24 protein-coding genes and 1 tRNA gene are annotated in these 23,398 nt (G+C 70.5%); 13 read left to right on the plus strand and 12 right to left on the minus strand.

What is annotated here, in order from left to right; translation table 11 throughout:
* Positions 1 to 68: 68 nt before the first annotated feature.
* The 3 genes from OL358_RS01240 to OL358_RS01250 are packed head-to-tail and all read left to right on the plus strand — an operon-like array spanning position 69 to position 3,765.
* On the plus strand, positions 69 to 335 hold the full coding sequence (locus OL358_RS01240; protein WP_264708120.1) for a multidrug ABC transporter ATPase: 267 nt from the start codon (positions 69 to 71) through the stop codon (positions 333 to 335).
* Positions 336 to 2,066 (plus strand): helicase-associated domain-containing protein, encoded by a 1,731-nt coding sequence (locus OL358_RS01245; protein ID WP_264708121.1) that lies wholly within the window; start codon positions 336 to 338, stop codon positions 2,064 to 2,066.
* Positions 2,067 to 2,106: 40 nt separating this feature from the next.
* The gene (locus OL358_RS01250; protein ID WP_264708123.1) at positions 2,107 to 3,765 is read left to right on the plus strand and encodes a DNA repair helicase XPB; all 1,659 of its coding nucleotides are present in this window, start codon (positions 2,107 to 2,109) and stop codon (positions 3,763 to 3,765) included.
* A gap of 76 nt (positions 3,766 to 3,841) precedes the next feature.
* Here the strand turns inward: OL358_RS01250 and OL358_RS01255 are convergent, their stop codons facing one another.
* Complete coding sequence (locus OL358_RS01255; protein WP_264708124.1) at positions 3,842 to 4,714, minus strand: alpha/beta fold hydrolase; 873 nt, start codon at positions 4,712 to 4,714, stop codon at positions 3,842 to 3,844.
* A 68-nt stretch (positions 4,715 to 4,782) separates the two neighbouring features.
* On the opposite strand from OL358_RS01255, the gene OL358_RS01260 reads away from it, so the two are divergent.
* From OL358_RS01260 to OL358_RS01280, 5 genes are all read left to right on the plus strand, one after another.
* Entirely contained in the window at positions 4,783 to 5,334 is a 552-nt protein-coding gene (locus OL358_RS01260; RefSeq protein ID WP_264708125.1) for a TetR/AcrR family transcriptional regulator, read from the plus strand.
* A gap of 67 nt (positions 5,335 to 5,401) precedes the next feature.
* Positions 5,402 to 6,094, plus strand: a complete 693-nt coding sequence (locus tag OL358_RS01265) for a response regulator transcription factor (protein WP_264708127.1) — start codon at positions 5,402 to 5,404, stop codon at positions 6,092 to 6,094.
* 117 nt (positions 6,095 to 6,211) lie between these two features.
* The gene (locus tag OL358_RS01270; RefSeq protein ID WP_264708128.1) at positions 6,212 to 7,867 is read left to right on the plus strand and encodes a sensor histidine kinase; all 1,656 of its coding nucleotides are present in this window, start codon (positions 6,212 to 6,214) and stop codon (positions 7,865 to 7,867) included.
* A 137-nt stretch (positions 7,868 to 8,004) separates the two neighbouring features.
* Entirely contained in the window at positions 8,005 to 8,292 is a 288-nt protein-coding gene (locus OL358_RS01275; RefSeq protein ID WP_264708129.1) for a WXG100 family type VII secretion target, read from the plus strand.
* Between the two features lie 79 nt (positions 8,293 to 8,371).
* Complete coding sequence (locus OL358_RS01280) at positions 8,372 to 9,337, plus strand: hypothetical protein (RefSeq protein ID WP_264708130.1); 966 nt, start codon at positions 8,372 to 8,374, stop codon at positions 9,335 to 9,337.
* A 21-nt stretch (positions 9,338 to 9,358) separates the two neighbouring features.
* Here OL358_RS01280 and groL read toward each other — a convergent pair whose 3' ends face one another.
* The 5 genes from groL to OL358_RS01305 form a co-directional block, all read right to left on the minus strand.
* Positions 9,359 to 10,978 (minus strand): chaperonin GroEL, encoded by a 1,620-nt coding sequence (groL, locus tag OL358_RS01285; protein WP_264708131.1) that lies wholly within the window; start codon positions 10,976 to 10,978, stop codon positions 9,359 to 9,361.
* A 170-nt stretch (positions 10,979 to 11,148) separates the two neighbouring features.
* Positions 11,149 to 11,346, minus strand: a complete 198-nt coding sequence (locus OL358_RS01290) for a cold-shock protein (protein ID WP_127476195.1) — start codon at positions 11,344 to 11,346, stop codon at positions 11,149 to 11,151.
* A 135-nt stretch (positions 11,347 to 11,481) separates the two neighbouring features.
* Complete coding sequence (locus tag OL358_RS01295) at positions 11,482 to 12,051, minus strand: LytR C-terminal domain-containing protein (protein WP_264708132.1); 570 nt, start codon at positions 12,049 to 12,051, stop codon at positions 11,482 to 11,484.
* Between the two features lie 44 nt (positions 12,052 to 12,095).
* On the minus strand, positions 12,096 to 12,350 hold the full coding sequence (locus OL358_RS01300; protein ID WP_264708133.1) for a DUF3263 domain-containing protein: 255 nt from the start codon (positions 12,348 to 12,350) through the stop codon (positions 12,096 to 12,098).
* 9 nt (positions 12,351 to 12,359) lie between these two features.
* A complete protein-coding gene (locus OL358_RS01305) occupies positions 12,360 to 13,349 on the minus strand; it encodes a DUF2332 domain-containing protein (protein WP_264708134.1) in 990 nt (329 codons plus the stop codon).
* A gap of 71 nt (positions 13,350 to 13,420) precedes the next feature.
* On the opposite strand from OL358_RS01305, the gene msrB reads away from it, so the two are divergent.
* Both msrB and OL358_RS01315 read left to right on the plus strand, forming a co-directional pair.
* Positions 13,421 to 13,828, plus strand: coding sequence for a peptide-methionine (R)-S-oxide reductase MsrB (msrB, locus tag OL358_RS01310; protein ID WP_264708135.1), 408 nt, complete (start codon positions 13,421 to 13,423; stop codon positions 13,826 to 13,828).
* A complete protein-coding gene (locus OL358_RS01315) occupies positions 13,825 to 14,391 on the plus strand; it encodes a nitroreductase family protein (protein ID WP_264708136.1) in 567 nt (188 codons plus the stop codon). The genes msrB and OL358_RS01315 overlap by 4 nt, the downstream gene beginning before the upstream one ends.
* A gap of 46 nt (positions 14,392 to 14,437) precedes the next feature.
* Here the strand turns inward: OL358_RS01315 and OL358_RS01320 are convergent, their stop codons facing one another.
* From OL358_RS01320 to OL358_RS01330, 3 genes are all read right to left on the minus strand, one after another.
* A complete protein-coding gene (locus tag OL358_RS01320; RefSeq protein WP_264708137.1) occupies positions 14,438 to 15,394 on the minus strand; it encodes a DMT family transporter in 957 nt (318 codons plus the stop codon).
* 2 nt (positions 15,395 to 15,396) lie between these two features.
* Positions 15,397 to 15,469, minus strand: a tRNA-Thr gene (locus tag OL358_RS01325).
* 54 nt (positions 15,470 to 15,523) lie between these two features.
* Entirely contained in the window at positions 15,524 to 16,471 is a 948-nt protein-coding gene (locus OL358_RS01330) for a DsbA family protein (protein WP_264708138.1), read from the minus strand.
* Positions 16,472 to 16,696: 225 nt separating this feature from the next.
* Here OL358_RS01330 and OL358_RS01335 point away from each other — a divergent pair, with 225 nt between their 5' ends.
* Together OL358_RS01335 and OL358_RS01340 are read left to right on the plus strand one after the other, a co-directional pair.
* Entirely contained in the window at positions 16,697 to 17,800 is a 1,104-nt protein-coding gene (locus OL358_RS01335; protein WP_264708139.1) for an ABC transporter ATP-binding protein, read from the plus strand.
* A gap of 72 nt (positions 17,801 to 17,872) precedes the next feature.
* Entirely contained in the window at positions 17,873 to 19,183 is a 1,311-nt protein-coding gene (locus tag OL358_RS01340) for a DUF4032 domain-containing protein (protein ID WP_264708140.1), read from the plus strand.
* A gap of 75 nt (positions 19,184 to 19,258) precedes the next feature.
* Here the strand turns inward: OL358_RS01340 and OL358_RS01345 are convergent, their stop codons facing one another.
* The 3 genes from OL358_RS01345 to cysS all read right to left on the minus strand — a co-directional run bounded on the left by OL358_RS01345 (position 19,259) and on the right by cysS (position 22,385).
* The gene (locus OL358_RS01345; RefSeq protein WP_264708141.1) at positions 19,259 to 19,900 is read right to left on the minus strand and encodes an NAD(P)-dependent oxidoreductase; all 642 of its coding nucleotides are present in this window, start codon (positions 19,898 to 19,900) and stop codon (positions 19,259 to 19,261) included.
* 84 nt (positions 19,901 to 19,984) lie between these two features.
* Positions 19,985 to 20,971, minus strand: coding sequence for a 23S rRNA (guanosine(2251)-2'-O)-methyltransferase RlmB (gene rlmB / locus OL358_RS01350; RefSeq protein WP_264708142.1), 987 nt, complete (start codon positions 20,969 to 20,971; stop codon positions 19,985 to 19,987).
* Positions 20,964 to 22,385, minus strand: coding sequence for a cysteine--tRNA ligase (gene cysS, locus OL358_RS01355; protein ID WP_264708143.1), 1,422 nt, complete (start codon positions 22,383 to 22,385; stop codon positions 20,964 to 20,966). Before cysS ends, rlmB begins: the two co-directional genes overlap by 8 nt.
* Positions 22,386 to 22,447: 62 nt before the next feature.
* Here cysS and OL358_RS01360 point away from each other — a divergent pair, with 62 nt between their 5' ends.
* On the plus strand, positions 22,448 to 23,383 hold the full coding sequence (locus tag OL358_RS01360; RefSeq protein WP_264708144.1) for a DMT family transporter: 936 nt from the start codon (positions 22,448 to 22,450) through the stop codon (positions 23,381 to 23,383).
* Positions 23,384 to 23,398: the final 15 nt, after the last annotated feature.

The raw sequence follows: 23,398 nt of genomic DNA on the forward strand, positions 1-23,398 counted from the left end.
CCCCCAAGCCTACGGCAACGGGCGTCGCCGACGTCCGCGCGAATCCGCCTGGCACTAGGCTGTAGCGGATGAGCACGAACACCCCGGGCGAGGACGTCCCCGTCCGCCGGATCGACCGCATCCTGGCCTTCATGTCGCTGGGACTCCTCGTGCTGTCGATCCTCAGCTTCTTCGCGATCATGATCGCCTCGTCCTCCGGCGCCGATATGGCGTCGGGCATCTGGCCGCTGGTGGGAGTGCTGGTCTACGTCGCGCCGATCATCGCCTTCGCGATGATGCTCGCCGTCCTCATCATGAGCTTCGTGCGGAGGTCACGAGCCAACCGAGGAGGCTGAGTGGTCTCCGACGAGCGCGCGCTCGCGACCTGGCTCGCCGGTCGCGACGACACCGACGTGGCCGCGACGCTCGCGGCCCGCGGGATCTCTGCGTCCGCCGCCTGGAACGACTTCTTCGACGCCGCCGAGGCCCTGCTCGATCCGGCATCCGTCGACCGCGCACTCGTGAGGCTCCCCCGCGCCGCGCTCGCCGCGCTGTCCGCCGGTGCGGCCGCACCGCACCCCGCCCTCACGGATCTCGCCCTGACGGATCTCGCCCTCACGGATGACGCCGGGCGCCCGTACGCGCCGATCGCCGAGCGGGTGGCCGCGCTCCGGTCGACCCACCCCGACGCGTTCGGCGCCGTCGACCCGGCTCCGTCGCGCGTGCCGGCCGACGACCGCGCTGCGGCGGCAGCGGCGGAGCGCGCCTTCACGACTGCCGGTTCGCTGGCCGACGTGCTGCTGGCCGGCCTCCACGTGCCGTTCGCGCGCACGGGCGCGGGCTCGGTCACCGCAGCCGATCGCAAGCGTCTCACCGAAGCGGGCGCGATCCGCGACGACGACGATCTCGAAGATCTCCTCGCCGCGGCGAGCGCCGCGGGTCTGGCGGTGCCGGCCGAGCGGACGTGGCTGGTGACGGATGCCGGGGAGAAGTGGCTCGCCGCGCCGACGACCGAGCGCTGGGCGCGCATCGCCGAAGGCTTCCGCAGCTCGCTCCCCGCGGGCCTGCGCGCTCCGGACGGGGGCGTCCTCGATCCCGCGACGTGGGAGAGCGCGTATCCGCTCGACCCGGAGTGGCCCGACCGGGTGGCGCGCTACCGCCGCATCGGCCGGCAATGGGGCCTGCTCGCCGCTGATCCTGCCGAGTTCGCGTGGACGACGGCCCTGCGCGAGGGCGCACCGGCCGATCCGACGGGGCTCGCCGCGCATCTCCCGGCCGAGATCGATCGCGTCTACCTCCAGGCCGACCTGACGGCGATCGCGCCAGGCCCGCTGGCACCGGCGCTCGACCTCCGCCTCCGGGGCGTCGCCGCGCGAGAGTCCCGCGCTCAGGCGTCCACCTACCGGTTCACCGCCGAGTCGCTGGGTGCCGGCATGACCGAGGGCGAGACCGCGGAGTCGATCAGCGCCTTCCTGTCGACCCTGTCGCTGACCGGCATCCCGCAGCCCCTCGCCTACCTCATCGAGAGCACCGCCGCCCGCCACGGGCTGGTGCGGGTCGGTCTGGACGCCGCCACCGGCCGGACCCGCATCGAGACGGCTGACGCCTCGCTGCGCGACACCATCGCGGTCGATCAGGCGCTGCGACCCCTGGGCCTCCTGCCCGACGCCGACGGCCTCGTCTCACGCGCCCCCCGCGACGCCGTCTACTGGTCCCTCGCCGACGCGCGCTATCCCGTCGTCGCGCTCGACGACGACGGAACCCCCGAACTCGTGCGACGCCGGGCGGGCACCGCGGTCCCCCCTCCGCCACCGACTCCGTCGCAGACGTACGCGCGCCTCATCGCAACGCTCCGCGGCGGCCACGGCACCGACGGCGAGGAGGGCTGGCTCGGTCGCGAACTCGAGCAGGCGGTGCGCGCGCGGAGCGAGATCGTCGTGGTGGTGCGGATGCCGGACGGCTCCGAGCGCGCGTTCACCCTCGAAGCATCCGGACTCGGCGGCGGGCGGCTGCGGGGGCGCGACCGCGCTGCCGACATCGAGCGGACCCTGCCGGTGTCGAGCATCATCTCGGTCCGGCCGGCCTGACGCGCCGTCCTCGTCCTGGGCTCACGTAGACTGGCACGTTATGGCTGACGGCCCCCTCATCGTCCAGAGCGATCGCACCGTGCTGCTCGAAGTCGCCCACCCTGATGCGGAGAGCGCGCGCCACGAGCTCGCCATCTTCGCCGAGCTGGAGCGCGCCCCCGAGCACATCCACACGTACCGCATCACGCGGCTCGGGCTGTGGAACGCCCGCGCGGCGGGCCATGACGCCGCCGATATGCTCGCGACGCTCGACCGCTGGTCGCGCTTCCCCGTGCCGCCGTCGGTGTCGATCGACATCGCCGAGACCGTCGGCCGCTACGGCCGCCTCGTGATCGAGCGCACGCCCGTCGCCGAGGACGGCTCGGGGGGCGAGCTGGTGCTGCGGTCGACGGATGCCGCGGTCCTGGCCGAGGTCTCGAAGAACAAGCGCATCCAGCCCCTGCTCATCGGGCGTCCCTCCCCCGACACGTTCGTCGTCGATGCATGGGCGCGCGGGCACATCAAGCAGGAGCTGCTGAAGATCGGCTGGCCCGCGGAGGATCTCGCCGGATACACGCCGGGGACGCCGCATCCGATCGATCTCGCGGAGGACGGGTGGCATCTGCGCCCGTACCAGCGGCAGGCGGTCGACATCTTCAGCGACGGCGGGTCCGGCGTCGTCGTGCTCCCCTGCGGTGCCGGCAAGACGCTCGTCGGCGCGGGTGCGATGGCGGCGACCCGCACGACGACGCTGATCCTCGTGACGAACACGGTCAGCGCCCGGCAGTGGCGTGACGAGCTGCTCAAGCGCACCTCGCTCACTCCGGAGGAGATCGGCGAGTACTCCGGCCAGGTCAAGGAGGTCAAGCCGGTCACGATCGCGACCTACCAGATCCTCACCGCCAAGCGGAAAGGCCAGTACGCGCACCTCGCGCTGCTGGACGCGCTCGACTGGGGCCTCATCGTCTACGACGAGGTGCACCTGCTCCCGGCACCCGTGTTCAAGCTCACTGCGGACCTGCAGGCGCGTCGGCGTCTCGGGCTGACGGCCACCCTGGTGCGCGAGGACGGTCGCGAAGGCGACGTCTTCAGCCTCATCGGACCCAAGCGGTTCGACGCCCCGTGGAAGGAGATCGAGGCCCAGGGCTTCATCTCCCCCGCCGTCTGCTACGAGGTGCGCGTCGACCTCCCGGCCGGCGATCGGCTCGAGTACGCCGCTGCAGCCGACGACGAGCGCTACCGGCTCGCCGCGACCGCTCCGGCCAAGATCGGCGTCGTGCGCCGGCTGGTCGAGCGCCACGCCGGCGAGCGGATCCTCGTCATCGGCCAGTACCTCGACCAGATCGACGTGCTCGCCGAGGCGCTGGGGGCGCCGAAGATCACCGGTGCGACTCCGGTCGATGAGCGGGAAGAGCTCTACCAGGCGTTCCGCGTCGGAGAGATCTCGCTCCTGGTCGTGTCGAAGGTGGCCAACTTCTCGATCGACCTGCCCGAGGCATCCGTCGCCATTCAGGTGTCGGGTTCGTTCGGCTCGCGCCAGGAGGAGGCGCAGCGGCTCGGACGCCTGCTGCGGCCGAAGGAGTCCGGCCGCACCGCGAGCTTCTACACCCTCATCGCGCGCGACACCGTCGACCAGGACTTCGCGCAGAACCGGCAGCGCTTCCTCGCCGAGCAGGGCTACGCGTACACGATCCTCGACGCCGACGGCATCGCCGCCTGACCTCTCCGGATCGCCGAGGGCGCGCGCACGGCGGATCCCCCGATCGGCGCGTCTTCGTGCACGTGGCACGACGAGCTCACGCCAGGAGGAACCGGCCGATCCGCCGGGCGACCTCCTCCGGCTCGTCGTCGACGAGGAAGTGCGCGCCACCGGGGACGAACTCGACGGTCGTGCGGGGCGCATCATCCGACGGCACGCGCATCGCGTCTCGCGGCAGCAGCGCGTCCGAGGCGCCGAACAGCAGGAGCGTCGGGGTGCGCAGGACGCGCCCGCGGTACGCGCCATTCATCATCCTCACGAATCCGGGCAGGATGAGTCCGCGATAGAGCTTGGACGCCGCCTGAGCCCGAGCGGGCTCGCGCAGCGCCGCGACATACGCCGTCACATCCGCGTCGTCCATCGGCCGGGTCCAGAACCCGCGGAGCAGCCAGTGCGCGAGTCGCTGCCGGCCACGTGAGAGCAGCATCGGACCGAGTCCGGGCGTGGCGATGACCCACTGGAACCACAGGTGCGGCATGGCCTTGCCCATCCCGATCGCAAGGGCGCGGTTCATGCGGAGGTAGGGCGCGGGAACGGCGATCGCCACGTATCGTCGGATGCGCTCGGGGTGGTCGAGGCACAGGTCGAATCCGACGAGCGCACTCCAGTCGTGGGCGACCAGGTCGACCCGGTCGAGGCCGAGCGCGTCGAGCAGGGCGAGGACGTCCTGCACGACGGTGGGCGCATCGTACCCCGACGGCGGGGCGTCTGTGAGTCCGGCTCCGCGCAGATCGGGCGCGATGAGGTGCGCACGGCGCTGCAGGACCTCCATCACCGGCGCCCACTCGCGAGAGCTCTCCGGGAAGCCGTGCAGCAGCAGCACCGGCGAGCCGGCGCCGGCTTCGGTCACGTGCATACTCAGTCCGTTCGCGGTGACGCGACGCGAGCGGATGCCGGTGGTCTCGGCCATGCGCGACACGCTACTACGTTCGTAGTGGATTGTCACTACGTCTGTAGTTGCGCTGATACGCTCGGCGGATGACCTCCATCCGGGAACGGGCGCTGGACGCCGCGGTCGAGCTCGTCGGAACGCAGGGGATCCGCGCGCTCACGCACGCGAGGATCGACGCGCAGGCAGGGCTTCCCCGGGGTTCGACCTCGAACCACTTCCGCACCAGGGCGGCGCTCCTCGCGGGCGTGACGACATGGATCTCCACGCAGGAGACGCAAGACCTCGGCGCCGCCCTCTCGCGGCAGTTCGACGATCTCGACGGGTTCATCGACGTGTTCGGCGACGCCGTCCAACTGCTGACCGGGCCCCACGCGGTGCGCACGCGCGCGCGATACGCACTGTTCCTCGAAGCGGCCTCCGACCCCGAGCTCTACGCGCCCCTGCACGATCAGCGCGAAGGCATGGCCGCGTTCACCCGGTCCGTCCTCGAACGGCTCGGAGCGCAGCATCCGGATGCCGCCACCGGGGCGTTCATGGCGTTCGCAGACGGCATCATCCTGCACCGTCTGAGTGTCGATCCCGACGCTCCGGTGCGTCCGAGCGTCGCCGTCGCGGTGCGCGGCTGCCTCGCCGCGTGATCGACGCGAGTCCGCCTCTCCGGGTGATATCCCGCCACGGTGGCGCAACCCTGGCCATAATGAGGGCATGACCGCACCGCGCATCCTCGTCGTGGACGACGAGCCGAACATCCGCGACCTGCTCATCACGAGCCTCCGCTTCGCGGGGTTCCAGGTGAGGGCCGTCTCCAACGGCGCCCAGACGATCTCGGCCGTCCTCGAAGAGGAACCGGACCTGATCATCCTCGACGTGATGCTGCCCGACATGAACGGGTTCAGCGTCACGAAGCGCCTTCGCGGCGCCGGCTACACCGCGCCGATCCTGTTCCTGACGGCCAAGGACGAGACCGAGGACAAGATCACCGGCCTCAACGCCGGCGGCGACGACTACGTCACCAAGCCGTTCAGCCTCGACGAGATCGTCGCCCGCATCCAGGCGATCCTCCGCCGCACCATGCAGGCCGACGAGGAGTCGGTGATCCGCGCCGGCGAGCTCACGATGGACCAGGACACCCACGACGTCCAGGTCGGCGAAGCATCCATCGATCTCAGCCCCACCGAGTTCAAGCTGCTGCGCTACCTCATGCTCAACCCCAACCGCGTGCTCTCCAAGGCGCAGATCCTCGACCACGTGTGGGAGTACGACTTCAACGGCGACGCCGGCATCGTGGAGAGCTACATCTCGTACCTGCGCCGCAAGATCGACCCGCACTCGACGGAGCCGCTCATCCAGACCAAGCGCGGCTTCGGCTACATGCTGAAGGCGGGCAAGCCCGCGTAGTCCCGCGGCACGAACCGAGGAGCCGACCTGGCGCAGAAGACGGACGCGATCACCCGGTGGTGGCGCGGGACGAGCCTGCGCGCGAAGGTCACCGGGGTCACGGTCGCGCTCCTGGCCGTGGGGCTCTTCGCCGCCGGCATCGGAACGCTCGCCTTCCTGCGCAACACCCTCATCATCAACCTCGATGCTCAGCTCGAGGCGCTGGCGCCGACCGACGTGGCCAGCGGGCTGATCGACATCGAACAGGACGGCGAGGACCTCCGGTTGACGGTGAAGCCCGACGGAGCGCCGACGGACTACGTCGTCGCGCTGTACGGGCCCGACGGGGAGTTCCTGGTCAGCGCGGGCGGGAACAGCGACAGCGAGCCGGTGCTCCCCGAGACGATTCCGCTCCAGCAGACGACCTCGCAGGGGCTCACGCCGTTCCCGCTGCCCAGCACCGAAGGCGGCAGCGGCTGGCACGCCAGCGTCGACACGTACCCGATCGACGGCGTCAGCAGCCTCTTCACGCAGCTCGTCGCGCTGCCCGTGGCGCCGATCAACCAGGTGGTCGCCACCTACGTCGGCATCTACAGCATCCTCGCGCTCCTGATCCTCGTCGGCGGTGCCGTCATCACGCGCTTCCTCGTCACGCTCACCTTCCGCAGCCTCGGTCAGGTGGAGTCGACCGCCGAGGCGATCGCAGGAGGCGACTTCCGCCTGCGCATGACCGACATCGAGCCGACGACCACCGAGGTCGGTCGCCTCAAGACCGCGATCAACGCGATGCTCGACAGAGTGGATGCCGCCATCTCGCAGCGCGACTCCACCGTGCGTCAGATGCGGCGCTTCGTCGGCGATGCGAGCCACGAGCTGCGCACGCCGCTCGTCACCGTCCGCGGCTACGCGGAGCTGTACCGCATGGGCGCGATCCGCGGCGACGAGGATGTCTCGCAGTCGATGGACCGCATCGAGAAAGAGGCGATCCGCATGGGCGTGCTGGTCGAGGACCTCCTCGCCCTCGCGCGCCTCGACGAGCGCCGGGACGTCGTCATCGCTCCGGTGGACCTGCGTCCGGTGGCGAGGGATGCCGCCCTCGACCTGCGCGCGGCGGCCCCGATGCGTCCGGTCACGGTGATCGACACCACCGTCGACGAGCTGCCGCCGCCGATCATCCCGTCGGCGCCCGACGAGCCCGACGAGGACCGCCGTCCGCCCACCACGGCGCTCACACGCGCCGGCGCGACCCTGTCGCTTCTTCGCCGTCGGCCCAAGCCGGTGCCCGCGACGAGCGCGACCGGCGTGCGGGAGCAGCCGCCGATCGCGCCCGTTCCCGATGCACCGGTCGCCGCGGGAGCGGTGGTGCCGGTCGTGCTGGGCGACGAGAACCGCATCCGCCAGGTGGTGACCAATCTCATCGGCAATGCTCGGCGCTTCACGTCCGACGACTCCCCCATCGAGCTGAGAGTCGGCGTCGACATGGTCGCGCTCCGCGGCTGGGTCGAGATCGTCGACCACGGCGAGGGCGTGCCCGACCAGATCAAGGACAAGATCTTCCAGCGCTTCTGGCGCGCCGACACCTCCCGTACACGGGAGACCGGAGGGTCGGGGCTCGGGCTGTCGATCGTCGCGTCGATCGTCGATGCCCTGCACGGCACGGTCGGGGTCACCGACACCCCCGGTGGCGGAGCGACGTTCCGCGTCGCCTTCCCGCTCGCCGCGGGGCGGGATGCGGCGGAGCATCTGCAGATCCAGACCCAGCCTCTCGAGCGCCTGCGCCTCGAGCAGGAGTGACCGGTTCCTCCCCAGCGCACCGCGAGGGCCGAGCCTGCACCGCCTGCGGCCGGCTGCTCCCGTCCCGTCGACGGAATCCCTAGCGTGACGGAGACACGGGGCGCGGCATCCGATCCGCCCCGAGGAAGGATCACCACATGGCCGTCTATTCCGTCGACAGCGATGGACTGCTCGCCGCCACATCCGGCGTCCGCGGGACCATCGAGCGTTTGCAGGCCGAAGCGAACGCGATGATGGCTCAGCTGACGCAGCTGCAGAGCACCTGGACCGGGTCTGCGTCGGTCGCGTTCCACACCGTGACCGATCAGTGGCGCTCCACGCAGCGGCAGGTCGAAGAGACGCTGTCGGGCATCAGCGTCGCGCTCGCGGCGGCCGGTCGGCAGTACGCCGAGGCCGAGGTCGCGACGACGAGCCTGTTCCGCTGACGCCTCCGCCGAGGGCGCCGAACGGCGCGCCGCACGCAGCCCGCCCACGCATCCGAGCCTGCACCGCTAGCATTCCCCCGTGAGTGCACGCCCGACGCTCGGCATCGTGCTGTCGGCGGCCGCGGTGGCGGCGGTCGGCGCCCTCGGCGTCTGGCTCGGGCTCGCGGCCACCGCCGTCCCGAACGTCGACCTCGGCGCGACCGTCAATGACACCGTGGTCGTCTCGACCGGCACGGAAGACGCCGGCATCACGGCGGAGTGGCGGCTGCATCGAGACGGCCACGTATCGATCACCGTCGGCATGGCGGCGTCCGGGATCGCGATCCCCGAGGACTTCCCCACGGCCACGCAGGCACAGATCGCAGTGGAGCTGTGGTGCGACACCCGGCTGAAGAACCTCGACCCGCCCGCCGGTGTGCAGCTCATCGACGACGGCGACGAGAGCGCGTGCTCCGACCCGACCGACGACGGTGTCGGGGCGCGCCAGATCTTCGTGATGGATGTCGCCTTCGACGAGGTCGTCGTGATCACCGGGCAGCCCGTGCGGTCCTGGTCGACGACCCTCGCGGGTCAGAGCACCGCACGCAGTCCACGAATGATCCTGTACGCGGGCGGGCTGTACGACCCCGTCATGCCCTTCGCGGGAGTCACCCCGGGCAAGTACTCGACCCTCGGAGCGGTACTGGAATCGGGTCCACAGGATCTCCTCGATCTCACGGTCACCCCGTCGGGTGAGACGGTCGAATCGACCAGCGTCATGGTGCAGGGCGATGGCACGGATGTCTGGGTCGACTCCGCTGCCTGGCTGCTCACTTTCAGCGGAGACCTGTCGGGTCAGACGACGATGGAGGAGGGTCTCGCACGGTGGACGGACCCCGCCGGCCAGACCTTCACCCAGCTGCTCCTGCTGCTCTCGGGTGCGTTCATCGGCGTCGCGGCATCCCTCGCCGTCGAGCGGCTCTATTTCTGGACGCTGCACCTGCGCAGATCCGGCACCGGGAACGCCGAAGGGGCGCCTCCCGAAGGAGACGCCCCCGTGGTCTAGTGCCAGACGGGTCAGGACCTCTCAGAAGTCCATGCCACCGGTCGGGTCGCCGGCGGGTGCCGAGACCTTCTCGGGCTTGTCGGCCACGACGGCCTCGGTGGTGAGGAACAGGCCGGCGATCGACGCAGCGTTCTGCAGCGCCGAGCGGGTGACCTTCACCGGGTCGTTGATGCCGGCGGCCAGCATGTCGACGTACTCGCCCGTGGCGGCGTTGAGGCCCTGGCCCGCGGGGAGCTCGGCGACCTTGTTCGCCACGACACCCGGCTCGAGACCGGCGTTGAGGGCGATCTGCTTGAGCGGAGCCTCGATCGCGACGCGAACGATGTTCGCACCGGTCGCCTCGTCGCCCGTGAGATCGAGACCCTCGAAGGCCTTCTTGCCGGCCTGGATGAGAGCCACGCCACCGCCGGCGACGATGCCCTCTTCGACGGCTGCCTTCGCGTTGCGGACGGCGTCCTCGATGCGGTGCTTGCGCTCCTTCAGCTCGACCTCGGTGGCCGCGCCCGCCTTGATGACGGCGACGCCACCGGCGAGCTTGGCAAGACGCTCCTGGAGCTTCTCGCGGTCGTAGTCGCTGTCGGTGTTCTCGATCTCACGACGGATCTGCGTGACGCGACCCTCGAGCTGACCGGCGTCGCCGGCACCCTCGATGATCGTGGTCTCGTCCTTCGTGATGATGACCTTGCGCGCACGGCCGAGCAGGTCGAGCGTGGCGTTCTCGAGCTTGAGACCGACCTCTTCGGTGATGACCTGACCACCGGTGAGGATCGCGATGTCCTGCAGCTGCGCCTTGCGACGGTCGCCGAAGCCGGGAGCCTTGACGGCGACCGACTTGAAGATGCCGCGGATCTTGTTGAGCACGAGGGTCGCGAGAGCCTCGCCCTCGACGTCCTCGGCGATGATCAGGAGCTCCTTGCCGTCCTGGATCACCTTGTCGACGATGGGCAGAAGGTCCTTGATGTTCGAGATCTTCTGGTTCGCGATGAGGATGTACGGGTCCTCGAAGACGGCCTCCTGGCGCTCCGGGTCCGTGACGAAGTACGGGTTGATGTAACCCTTGTCGAAGCGCATGCCCTCGGTGAGCTCGAGCTCGGTGCCGAAGGTCTGCGACTCCTCGACCGTGACGACGCCTTCCTTGCCCACCTTGTCGATGGCCTCGGCGATCAGGGCGCCGATCTCGGGGTCACCGGCGGAGATGGACGCGGTGGCGGCGATCTCCTCCTTGGTCTCGACCTCCTTGGCGTCGGCGAGCAGCTGGGTCGTGATGGCCGCGACGGCCTTCTCGATGCCCTTCTTGAGCGAGATGGGGTCGGCGCCGGCCGCGACGTTGCGCAGGCCTTCGCGGACCAGCGCCTGAGCGAGGACGGTGGCCGTGGTGGTTCCGTCGCCGGCCACGTCGTCGGTCTTCTTGGCGACCTCCTTGACGAGCTCCGCGCCGATCTTCTCGTACGGGTCGTCGAGCTCGATCTCCTTGGCGATGGAGACGCCGTCGTTCGTGATCGTGGGAGCGCCCCACTTCTTCTCGAGCACGACGTTGCGACCGCGGGGGCCAAGCGTCACCTTGACGGCGTCGGCCAGGATGTTGAGGCCGCGCTCGAGGCCGCGACGGGCCTCCTCATCGAAAGCGATGATCTTTGCCATGTGTGTTTCGTCCTCCCAGGACGGGCTTATGGATTAGCACTCAACGAACCGGAGTGCTAATCCATTCTGGCACTCACCCCTAGGGAGTGCAAGCCGCCGCGACCGGTGCCGAAACACGTCGAAACGGGATGCCGCGGCATCCCGTTTCGATTCGACCGAGGGGTGAGCGATCAGACGACGCGCACCGACTCGGCCTGCGGGCCCTTCTGCCCGGTGCCGACGGTGAACTCGACCGTCTGGCCTTCCTCGAGCACGCGGAAGCCCGACATGTCGATGTTCGAGTAGTGGACGAAGACGTCCTGTCCCTCCGCCGTGATGAAGCCGAAGCCCTTCTCGGCGTTGAACCACTTGACGGTGCCCTGAGTCATGCGAATCTCCTGATGCTGGTACGACTGGGTTCATCGTATGCATGGCTCAGGACCGGCTGCTGTCCCGCAGGCGAGTTGTTGACACGCAGGGACACAAGTATTTACCGGCGCGAAACACACGCGCCGGCCACCGCATCAGGGGGTGGGCGTGGGGCTCTGCCCGGCGGCCGTGCGATCGAGGCCGATCACGACGGTCAGCTGCTTCGTGTCGGGGCTGGCGGGCTGGTAGACCTCGCTCTGCTCGATGCGTGCGCCGCCGATGACCCCGGCGAGGCCCGCCGCAGCGGCCTCGTCCTCTGCTCCGACGTAGTAGACGGTCGTCTCGGGGAAGTCATCGGCGCTCGCGTCGCTCGGCAGCACCGATCCGTCCGGCCAGCCGGCCGCGACGACGACATCCTTCATCTGGGTCGCGAGCCCCTGCTCGGGCGTCGCGTTGAGGATCACGACCTGATAGCTCGTGTCGATCACCGGCGTCACCTCGACCGTGGGAGCGATCGTCGGCTCGGGTGTCGGGAAGAGTTCGATGCGCCCCGATGCGAGAAGCGTGCCGAAGATGCCGACCGCGATCAGGACGATCGTCGCGAGCGCAGCCCACAGCAGCACGACCCACCCGCGCATGCGGGGATTCTCGGCTCGATGGGCACCGACGCGATCCGCATCCGGGAGGTCGTCGAAGCGATCCCGGGGGAAGGACGATCTCGACACCCGACGATCCTACCGGCAGCCCGCAGAAGAACCCGCCGCCAGACTCAGAGCGTTCTCCCGCCGGCGGCGCGGTCCTCGCGAGCACGAGTACGGGCGTCGTGCAGCCGGCGCAGCCGCTTCACGAGCATCGGGTCGTGGGCCTGGGCCTCGGCGGTGTCGATCAGCCGCCCGAGCAGCTGGTAGTAGCGCGCCGGAGACATGCCCAGATCGGCGCGGATGGCCTCCTCCTTCACCCCGGCGTGGCGCCGCCACTCGCCCTCGAAGGCGAGGATCGCGAGGTCACGCTCGGAGAGGGGCACGTTCTCACGCTATCCGCGCGAGAAGCGATCGCCCGCGCGCCACTCCACGGATGCGCCGAGCGGGTCGACGGCGGCGAGGGGCGCACCGTCGCGTCCGAGCACGAACCCGCCCCACGTCGCCGGGTCGACGGCTGGATGCCAGTGGTCGTGCAGTCCCGGCGGGTCGATCGAGACCCACACCGCGTCGAGGTCCCCCAGCTCCGCGAGGAGGCGCTCCCGCCCCGCGCGGGGGACGTGCGGCAGCACGCCCGGCGTCGTGACGACGAGCGTCGCGCCCGCGGGCGCGAGCGCCGCCGCGCGCGAGAGCACCCCCGGAACAGTCGCGTCCCCGGCGATGAGCAGCGGCGGGTCAGCGGCCGCGACGTCGAGGGCGGCGTCGATGCGATCGGCGCGCCCGCGCTCGCCCGGCCACACCAGCGAGGTGAGGAACCGCCGGTCCGCCTGGTCCGCGGCATCCAGCGGTGCCAGGTCGACGCCCGCGCGCCACACGACCTCCGGCATCCGCAGCGGCGGATCTCCCGTCACTGCGCACTCGAGCACGACGCGCGACGGCCCGTCCGCAGGGTCGAGAGCGACGCCGTTCGAGAACCGGTACGAGTACCGGTCGGGGAAGAGGCACAGTCCGGCGCTCGCCCCGAGCTCGAGCAGCGCGACGGGGCCCGCGACGGTCGCGAGCGCGGGCAGCAGGGCGGCGCACCGCAGTGGCTCGTTCGTCTGCAGACTGCGAGCGGATGCCGCGGCCACCACGTCATCCGCGTGCGACGAGAGCCAATGCGCCCACTGCGGGAACGGCGCCTCCGGCGCTCCGAGCATCCGGCTGACGGCGAAGACGAGCGGGGGCTGGCGATGTGTCGGGGGTATCAGCGCGATCGTCGCCGCGACCGCCGGATCGGCGGCGACTCCCGCGGCCCACTCGGCGTAGAGGTCGCTCCGGCCGGGCGCCTCCTCGCGTGCGAAGCGGCCGTAGCGCTCGACGACGGCGGCGAGATCGGTTTCCACTCCCCCATTCTCGCGGCCGACGTCCAGCCTGCGCGGACCGCCGGGCGCCGGACTGGGGTTGAATGGATGCCATGACCTACGCCGTGGACAAGAGCGACGACCAGTGGCGGGCGGAGCTCAGCCCGCAGCAGTACGCAGTGCTGCGCGAAGCGGGGACCGAGCGCGCCTGGACGGGTGAGCTGCTCGACGAGGGCCGCGCCGGCCTCTACACGTGCGCCGCGTGCGGCACGGAGCTGTTCCAGAGCGGAACGAAGTTCGATTCGCACTGCGGCTGGCCGAGCTTCTACGAGTCGATCCGGCCCGAGGCCGTCGAGCTCATCGAGGACCGCAGCCACGGGATGCTGCGCACCGAGGTGCGCTGCGCGAACTGCGGATCGCACCTCGGCCACGTGTTCCCCGACGGTTTCGGCACGCCGACCGGCGACCGCTACTGCATGAACTCGATCTCGCTGAGCTTCACCCCCGAAGAGACGGCATGACCCTCCCGGCGCACCCTGCCCTCGAGGCGGTGCGCGCGCGGCGCTCGTGGTCGAAGGTCACCGACGAGGCGCCGACCCATGCGGAACTGCTGACGCTCGTCTCCGCCGCCGGGCGCGTCGCCGACCACTCCTCGATGCGGCCGTGGCGTCTGATCGAGCTGCGCGGCGCCGATCGCGAGCGGCTGGGCCGCGCGATGAACAAGGCCGAGGGCGACAAGGGCGCGTCGTCGAAGCCGCTGCGCGCGCCGCTGCTCATCGCCGTGGTGGCCAGCTACAAGAAGAGCGACAAGGTTCCCCGCTGGGAGCAGGAGGCCGTCGCGTCGGGCGTCGCCCATGTGCTGAGCCTGCTGCTCGACGAGGCGGGCTGGGGCGTCATCTGGCGCACCGGCGGCTACACCCGCTCGAAGGCCGTCGCGAAGGCGCACGGTCTCGCAAAGAACGAGGAACTGCTCGGCTGGCTCTACGTCGGCGGCAAGCCGCCGCGCTCGCGTCTCGGCCGTCGCAAGGGCGTCGAGGCGCGCAAGCACGTGAGCCGGATGCCGAAGCCCGGCAAGAAGGACTGAACGGCCGGACCTCCACCCGGCACCTGTCGGCGCCGGTCGTGTCGAGTCACCGTCGCCGCGAGCCCCACGGCACGGCCGCCACGACGACCGACGCCAGCGCGAGGGCCACCATCGCGAGTTCCTGCGCGAGCCCGGGCCCTGCCGGCGCGGGCCACAGCGCATCGATCGCCACCGACGTGAGCAGCTGGCCGACCACCGCGCCGAGCCCGAGCAGCAGCACGCCGGTGTACTGCACGACCGCGGCCGACAGGAAGATGTAGACGACGCCGACAGGTCCGCCCAGGTAGAGCCACGGCTCGGTGGGAAACGGCTGCGGCGGGCCGACGAATGCGGCATGCACGAACGCGGCGATTGCGAGCAGCACGGTCCCGCCGATGAAATTCACGAGCGTCGCGGTCAGCGGCGTCCCCACGCGCTGCCGCAGCCGGCCGTTGGTCGCCTGCTGCCACGCGATCGCGATCCCGGCGAGGAACGGCAGCACGAGCATCCACAGCGGCACCTCCGAGATGCCGTCGCCCACGAGCGCGAGGCCGACCGCACCCAGCGCCAATGCACCCCCGAGCAGTCGCGGAACCGTGACGGCGACGACGCCGGCCGGGCCGAAGCCGATGCGGTCCAGGAAGAGCCCGTTCACCGTCTGGCCCGCGACGACGCCGACGGTGAACAGCGACACCCCGATGAGGCCGACGGCGAGGCCCTGCGTGGCGACGGTGAGCGCTCCGGCGGCGCCGCCCGCCAGCATCCACCAGGGAATTCCTCCCGTGCGCACGCCGGTGACCAGCCGGGCCACGCCCGCGCGGCCGGACGGCAGTGCCGCGGAGAGGAGGACCAGGATGACCAGGCCGGATCCGAACGACACGACGGCGGCGACGAAGCCGTCGTCGACACGGATGCCGAGCTGGCCGTTGATGCGCGCCTGCACCGCGGTCATCACGCCGATCGAGACGGCGAAGCCGAGCGCCAGCCACGCGGGCATGCGGCGCGGCGCAGACGAGGAGTCCATCGAGCCGACTGCGGGACTTGAACCCGCAACCCCCTAATTACAAGTTAGGTGCGCTACCAATTGCGCCAAGCCGGCAATGCGGCCAGTCTACCGGCGCACAGACGAGCGCCCGCTCCCGGGCGACACCGGCTACGGGGTCGGGGTGGGAGTGGGGCTCGGCGTCTCTTCGTAGTACGCGTCGCTCGCAACGGTGAGCACGAACTGCGCGAACTCCTTGGGGTCGTTCAGCGCGCCGACGTAGGGCTCGCCGTTCACGAGGATCATCGGCGTGCCCGTGAGGGCGATGTCATCGGTGCCGGGCAGCCCGTCCAGAGCGCGCTCCGTGGCGGTCTTGGCCCACGAGGCGAAGTCCTGGTCCTCGATGCACGTGCGCACGACCTTCGCGCCGACGGCGCCCGACGCGATGGCCAGGTCGGCCAGCTCGGCGTCGGTGTAGCCGTCCGAGTCGATCTCGGGCTGCTGGGTGAGGAGCGCGTTGTTGTACGCGAAGAAGTAGTCGGGCGAGTGCGTCGCGACACAGGCAGCGGCGCTCGCAGCGCGCAGCGAGTACTTCGTGCCGTTCGACTTCGACGTGAGCATCGCCACCGGGTAGTAGCTGAGGGTCACCGCGTCTTCGGTCACCCACTTCGTGAGTTGCTGGGCGTTGGCGAGCTGGAAGTCGCGGGAGCCGGTCGAGAGGTAGTCGACGTAGACGCGGATGTCGACGACGGGCTGGTCGGTCGGAGTCGCCTCGGGGGTCGGTGTGGCCGTCGGGGTGGGCGTGGGCGTCTCGCCTTCGACGGTGCCGGTGCCGCCCGAGTCCTCGCCCGGGAGGCCGACGCCGGTCACGCCCGTCACGACGAACCCGTCGTCGCTCACGTTCTGCGGGCTGAGGACCGGCTTGGACGCTGCGGAGGAGACCGCCCACGTCACGCCCACCGCGACGACGGCGACGAACGCGACGATCACGGTGGCGAGGACGGAACCGCGGATCAGGCGAGCACGCGACTGCTGCGCCTGCACCTGCAGCGCCTTCTCGCGCACAGCGTCTCGCCGCTCGCTGGCAGCAGCGGCGTTCGATGACTCGTCGCTCGACATGGAACCTCTCGGGACGGAAGCGGGGCCGGGATCGGCAGGGCCTATCCGGGGGAAACGGCCGCAGACGATGCTAGCCAGCCACCCTGGGAAATGCCCAGACGAGGGCTCTATGCGAGCCGTGTCATACTGGTCGTGCGCCCGATGGCGGGCGTGCGGGTCAAGCCCCCGCTCATTCCATCACTACGGATCGTCCGGCACGTACCTGCCGGTGAAGGAGAAGAGAACATGGCGTCCGTCACCTTTGACAACGCAACCCGTCTGTACCCCGGGGGCACTCGCCCCGCTGTGGACAAGCTCGACCTGGATGTCGCCGACGGCGAATTCCTCGTCCTCGTCGGCCCCTCCGGCTGCGGAAAGTCCACGTCGCTGCGCATGCTGGCCGGCCTCGAAGAGGTCAACTCCGGCCGCATCCTGATCGGCGACCGCGACGTCACCGACGTCCCGCCGAAGGACCGCGACATCGCGATGGTGTTCCAGAACTACGCGCTGTACCCGCACATGACCGTCGCCGAGAACATGGGCTTCGCGCTCAAGATCGCCGGCATCGGCAAGGAGGAGCGCGCCGCGCGCGTCCTCGAGGCCGCCAAGCTGCTCGACCTCGAGCAGTACCTGACCCGCAAGCCGAAGGCGCTCTCGGGCGGCCAGCGTCAGCGCGTCGCGATGGGCCGCGCCATCGTGCGTCAGCCCCAGGTGTTCCTCATGGACGAGCCGCTGTCGAACCTCGACGCCAAGCTCCGCGTCCAGACCCGCACCCAGATCGCGTCGCTGCAGCGCCGCCTCGGCGTCACCACGGTCTACGTCACGCACGACCAGACCGAGGCGCTCACCATGGGCGACCGCATCGCCGTGCTCAAGGACGGCCTGCTCCAGCAGGTCGGCACCCCGCGCGACCTGTACGAGACGCCGAAGAACGTCTTCGTGGCCGGCTTCATCGGCTCGCCCGCGATGAACCTGTTCCCGGCGCACCTCGCCGAGGGTGGCGTCGAGTTCGGCGACAAGGTCGTCACCATCGAGGCCGACACCCTGGGCAAGGCACACGGCTCCGAGGTCACCATCGGCGTCCGCCCCGAAGACATCGTGGTCGGTCCCGAGGACGGCAAGGGCCTCTCGGTCATCGTCGACCTCGTCGAGGAGCTCGGCGCCGACGGCTACCTCTACGGCCACGCCGACGTCAACGGCAAGCGCACCGACATCGTGGCGCGCGTCGACGGTCGCCGTCACCCGAACGCCGGCGAGACCGTGACCCTGGCTCCGGTCCCCGGACACGTCCACGTGTTCGACGTCGAGTCGGGCGAGCGCCTGACCGACAAGGCCATCGCCTCGGCGTAAGCGCGTTTCCGTCGCAACGGCGCGGGTGGGAGAATATCCCCCCGCGCCGTTGTGCATTTCCAGGGGGTGACAGTGCCGGACGCGTTGAGCATCACGGCGAGCAGCGTCGATGCGGGCCTGCTGCTGCTGCCGTGGTCGACCACGCTCGCAGACTGGCCGTCGAGCAACATCGTCTATCTGCCCAAGGGCATCTCACGCCATCTGGTTCGCTTCGCGAACCTCTCGGGCCGCGTCGTCGCCATCAAGGAGACGACCGAGCAGATGGCTCGTCGTGAGTACGACATGCTCGGCAATCTCAGCCGGCTGGATGTGCCGTGCGTGCAGCGCGTCGCGGTGATCGCCGGACGCACGGATGCCGCGGGCAACCCCCTCCCCGCGGCGCTCGTCACGGCCCACCTGAAGTTCTCCCTCCCCTACCGCGCGCTGTTCACTCAGGTGCTGCGTCCCGACACCGCCACGCGCCTCGTCGACGCGCTCGCGGCGCTCCTCGTGAATCTGCACAACGTCGGTTTCTTCTGGGGCGACGTGTCACTGTCGAACACCCTCTTCCGTCGCGACGCGGGCGCGTTCGCCGCCTACCTGGTCGACGCCGAGACCGGTGAGCTGCACGAGAGCGGCCTCACCCCGGGCCAGCGCGCCCACGATCTCGACGTCGCCCGCACCAACATCGCCGGCGAGATCATGGACCTCGAAGCCGGCGGCCGGCTCGAGGGCGGCGTCGACGCGATCGCGATCGCCGACGGCATCGTGTCGTCCTATCACGCGCTGTGGGCGGCGCTCACGGACCGCGAGACGTTCGCCGCCGACGAGGTCTGGCGCATCACCGAGCGCGTGCAGCGGCTGAACGACCTCGGCTTCGACATCGGCGAGATGTCGATCAAGACGACCGAGGACGGCACGCGCGTCTCGATCCAGCCGAAGGTGGTCGATGCGGGTCACCACACGCGGCGACTCATCCGCCTCACCGGTCTCGACGTCGAGGAGAACCAGGCGCGTCGCCTGCTGAACGACCTCGACGAGTTCCGCGCGCGGGTCTCGCGGCTCGGCGACGACGAGGAGATGGTGGCGCACGAGTGGCTCACCCGCGTCTTCGAGCCGGTCGTCAAGTCCGTTCCGTGGGATCTGCGCGCGAAGCTCGAGCCGGCCGAGGTCTTCCACCAGGTGCTCGAGCACCGCTGGTACATGTCGCAGGCACGCGGACGCTCGGTGCCGCTGGCCGAGGTTCTCACCAGCTACATCGACGACGTGCTGCGCCACCGCCGTGACGAGGCGACGCTGATGGGACCGCCCACCGAGACGGTGTCGTTGCCGGTGATCACGGCGAGCATGCCCGTCGTGGACGACGACGACGAGGACGACATCGACTGGCGCGATCTCGTCTGACACGCCCTCGACCGAGACGGCGAAGACCCGCCCCGGCACGAGCCGAGGGCGGGCCTCCGTGATGTCCGTGCGGCGTCAGTACCCTACGGTGAAGCGCTCGCGCGAGTGCTTCGGGCTCTCGATCTCGTCGATCACCGCAACGCCCAGGTCGGGGCCGGAGATGAAGGACTCGCCGTTCTCGTCGGTCACGAGCACGTCTCCGCCGTCGCGGTAGCTGCCGGTGCGCTCGCCCGGGTTCCAGGCCCCGAAGCCGCCCGCCGGGTGCACGTAGAACCAGTCGCGCGAGGCCGGCCCCTGCTGCAGGTCCTCGAGGATCCCGATGGCCTCGAGCGCCTCGGGCTTGTACTCCTCGGTGAACGAGGGCTGATCGACCAGCCGCTCGCCGCCGGGGGCGATCAGGCTCCCGCCGGCGCCGCCGATCACGCCGACGCGCACGTCGGCGGGAAGCTCGGCGAGCAGCTCGGCGACGTTCGAGCGCACCTGGCCGACCATGTCACCGCGAGCCGGCACTGTCGACACGAGCACGTCGACGCCTTCGAGCTCGGCGACCAGGCTGGGCACGTCGAGCAGGGTTCCCTCGACGTACGTGGCGCCCTCCACGCGTTCGGCCGGAACGGAGCGGGCGACCGAGACGACGGTGTGGCCCCGGCTCACCGCCTCGTTGACGATGTGACTGCCGGCGTAGCCGGTTCCTCCGATGACGGCGATGCGAGCCATGCTCTCCCTTTCGACGGTTGCCCTGGATGCAAGCCGACTCCGCGGCGCTTCATTCCCATGAATACGCCGGGTGGCGGCATCCGGTCAGTCCTGCGCGCCTCGCATCGTCGCCACCTGGTACAGCGCGACGGATGCCGCGATGCCGGCGTTGAGCGACTCGGCGGCGCCGGAGATCGGGATCGACACGACCTGGTCGCACGTCTCCGTGACCAGGCGTGAGAGGCCCTTGCCCTCGGAGCCGACCACGATCAGCACCGGCCGGTCGGCCAGTGCGAGCGAGGGAAGCGAGACGTCGCCTCCGCCGTCGAGGCCGAGGACGAACACCCCCTGCTTCTTGAACTCCTTGAGCGTCGTCGTGAGGTTGGGTGCGATGGCGACGGGGATGCGTGCGGCCGCTCCGGCGCTCGTCTTCCAGGCAGCGGAGTTGACACTCGCCGACCGGCGCTGCGGGAGGATGACGCCCTGCCCGCCGAATGCCGCGGTCGAGCGGATGATCGCGCCGAGGTTGCGAGGGTCGGTGATGCCGTCGAGCGCGACCAGCAGCGGCGTCTCGCCGGAGTCGACGATGCTCTCGAGCAGATCCTGCGGATGGGCGTACTCGTACGGCGGGACCTTCAGCGCGACGCCCTGGTGCACCCCGTCGAAGCCGGCCATGCGGTCGAGCTCGGGACGCGTGACCTCGAGCACGGGGATGTCACGGTGCGTGGCGATCGACAGCATCTCCTTGACGCGGTCGTCCATCTCCACCCGCTGCGCGATGTAGAACGCCGTCGCCGGGATCTTCGCCCGCAGCGCCTCGAGCACCGAGTTGCGGCCGGTGACCGTCTCGGTGTCCTCGTCCTTCTTCGCGCGCGGCGCGCGGCCACCGCCCGAAGAGCCGGGCTTGCCCTTGCCGCCGGCCGCGGCGTACCGCTCGGCCGCGGCCTTGCGCTTGCCCGCGGGGTGCCACGCACGGTCCTCGGCCTTGGGGGTCGGTCCGCGACCCTCGAGCGAGCGCTTGTTCTTCCCGCCGGTCCCCTTCGTGGGACCCTTCTTGCCCTTGGCGGCGCCGGGGCGTCCTGGCTTAGTCATAGATACTCCAATGTGTTCCGTCTGCGCTGTCTTCCAGCGTGATTCCTGCCGCGGCGATCGCGTCGCGGATGCGGTCGGCCGCCGCCCAGTCCTTCGCAGCCCGCGCGTCGGCGCGCTGGGCGATCATCGTCTGCACGAGCGTGTCGAGAGCGGATGCCTCAGCCGACGCACCCGCGCGCGTCCACTGCGGGTCGAGAGGGTCGAGGCCCAGGATTCCGGTCATGATCGCCACATCGGCGAACGCGGCGAGCACGGCATCCCGATCCCCCGCATCGAGGGCGCTGTTGCCCTCCCGCACGCGCTCGTGCACCGCGGCGAGCGCCTGCGGGACCCCGAGGTCGTCGTCCATGGCGGTCGCGAAGCGGTCGGGCACCTGCCCCATGATGCGCACATCGTCGCCGGTGCGCACGGCCCGCAGCGCCCGCTCGAGGAACGTGCGGATGCGGTCCAGTGCCGCCTCGGCCTCGTCGAACGTGGTCGGGGTGATGTCGAGGTTCGAGCGGTAGTGCGCGGCGGCGAGCGCGTAGCGGACGACGAGCGGATCGCGCTCGGCGAGCACGTCCTCCGCCAGCACGAAGTTGAACAGCGACTTCGACATCTTCTGACCGTTCACCGTCACGAGGCCGTTGTGCACCCAGTAGCGGGCGAACGCGTCGCCGGCCGCGGTGGACTGGGCAAGCTCGTTCTCATGGTGCGGGAAGCGCAGGTCGAGCCCTCCGCCGTGGATGTCGAACTCCGCGCCGAGATAGCGGCGCGACATCGCGGAGCACTCGATGTGCCAGCCGGGACGACCCGGGCCCCACGGGGAGTCCCACGTCGCCGACGTCGGCTCGCCGGGCTTGGCGCCCTTCCACAGGGCGAAGTCCCGCGGGTCGCGCTTGCCGCGCGGGTCGGCGTCCGCTGCCGGCTCCATCGCGTCGAGCGACTGATTGGTCAGCGAGCCATAATCGGCCCACGAACGCACGTCGAAGTAGACATCGCCCGCGGCATCCGACACCGCGTCCGCGGCGTACGCGTGGCCGGCGGCGATGAGGCGCTCGATGAGCTCCTGCATCTGCGGGATGGAGGCCGTCGCCCGCGGCTCGTAGGTGGGAGGAAGGATGCCGATCGCGGAGTAGGCCCGCGTGAAGGCGAGCTCCATGCGGTACGCCAGCGCCCACCACGGCTCGCCGTCGGTGGCGTTCGCGAGCACCTTGTCGTCGATGTCGGTCACGTTGCGCACGAACGTCACGCGCTCGAAGCGGTGCGCGAGCCACCGGCGGAGGATGTCGAAGCTCAGGGCACCGCGCAGGTGGCCGATGTGCGGACCCGACTGCACCGTCGGACCGCAGACGTAGATCGTGACGTTTCCGGGGTCGAGTGGCACGAAGTCGCGCAGGGTCTGCGCCTTGGTGTCATAGAGCTGTACCGTCACCGCACCAGCCTACCGGCGGGCACCTGTGCGAACCGGGTGCGGCGACGCGGTAGAACTGGAGGGTGCTGCACGTTCTCGCCGTCCTCGCCGCCGCTGTGCTGTTCGGCACGACCGGCACGTCGCAGGCGCTCGGGCCGGAAGGCACGACGCCCCTCTCGATCGGGGTAGTGCGCATGGTGCTCGGCGGCACGGGACTCGCGGTGATCGCCTTCCTGCTCGCAGCGCGCCATGCGCGGCGACGGCCGGTGGATGCCGCTCCCCCGCCGCGCCTCGGCATCCGCCCCCTCGCGCTGATGGTGCTCACCGGCGCGTGCATCTCGATCTACCAGCCGCTGTTCTTCCTGGGGACCTCGCTCAACGGCGTCGCCGTGGGCACCGTCGTCGCCCTGGGCTCCGCGCCGATCCTCGCGGGCCTGCTCGAGTGGGTTCTCACGAGGCGGATGCCGTCCGCCACATGGATGGGAGCGACGGCGCTCGCCACGATCGGCGTCGTGATGCTCGGGTTCGGCGGCGAGGCCGGTGCCGCCGGCGGCACCGATCCGCTCGGCCTGCTCGGCTCCGTCGGCGCGGGAGCGTCGTTCGCGGTGATCGCGAACGCGCAGCGGCGTCTGCTCGACGAAGGCTGGGACCCGTTCACCGTGGTCGGCGCGATGGGCGCTTCGTCGGCGCTCATCTGCGCCTTCGCCGTGCCTTTCGTCGATCTGTCCTGGCTCGGCACGCCGAGCGGTGTCGCGATGGCGCTCTGGCTCGGGCTCGCCACGATCTCCGTCGCCTACGTGCTGTTCACGTGGGGGCTGAGCGGGCTCACCGCCGCGACCGCCGCCACGCTGACCCTCGGCGAACCGCTGACGGCCAGCATCCTGGGCATCGTCGTGCTCGGCGAACGCCTCTCGGCGCTCGCGATCGTCGGGCTCGTGGTGCTCGGCGCCGGACTCGCGCTGCTCGCGTGGGGATCGCGGGCGCCGCGCGATCCGAAGCCGTACGCCGTCGAGGCGTGACGAAACGCGCGCGCA

The organism is Microbacterium sp. SSM24 (assembly GCF_025989145.1).
In the GTDB taxonomy this organism is placed as follows: Bacteria; Actinomycetota; Actinomycetes; order Actinomycetales; family Microbacteriaceae; genus Microbacterium.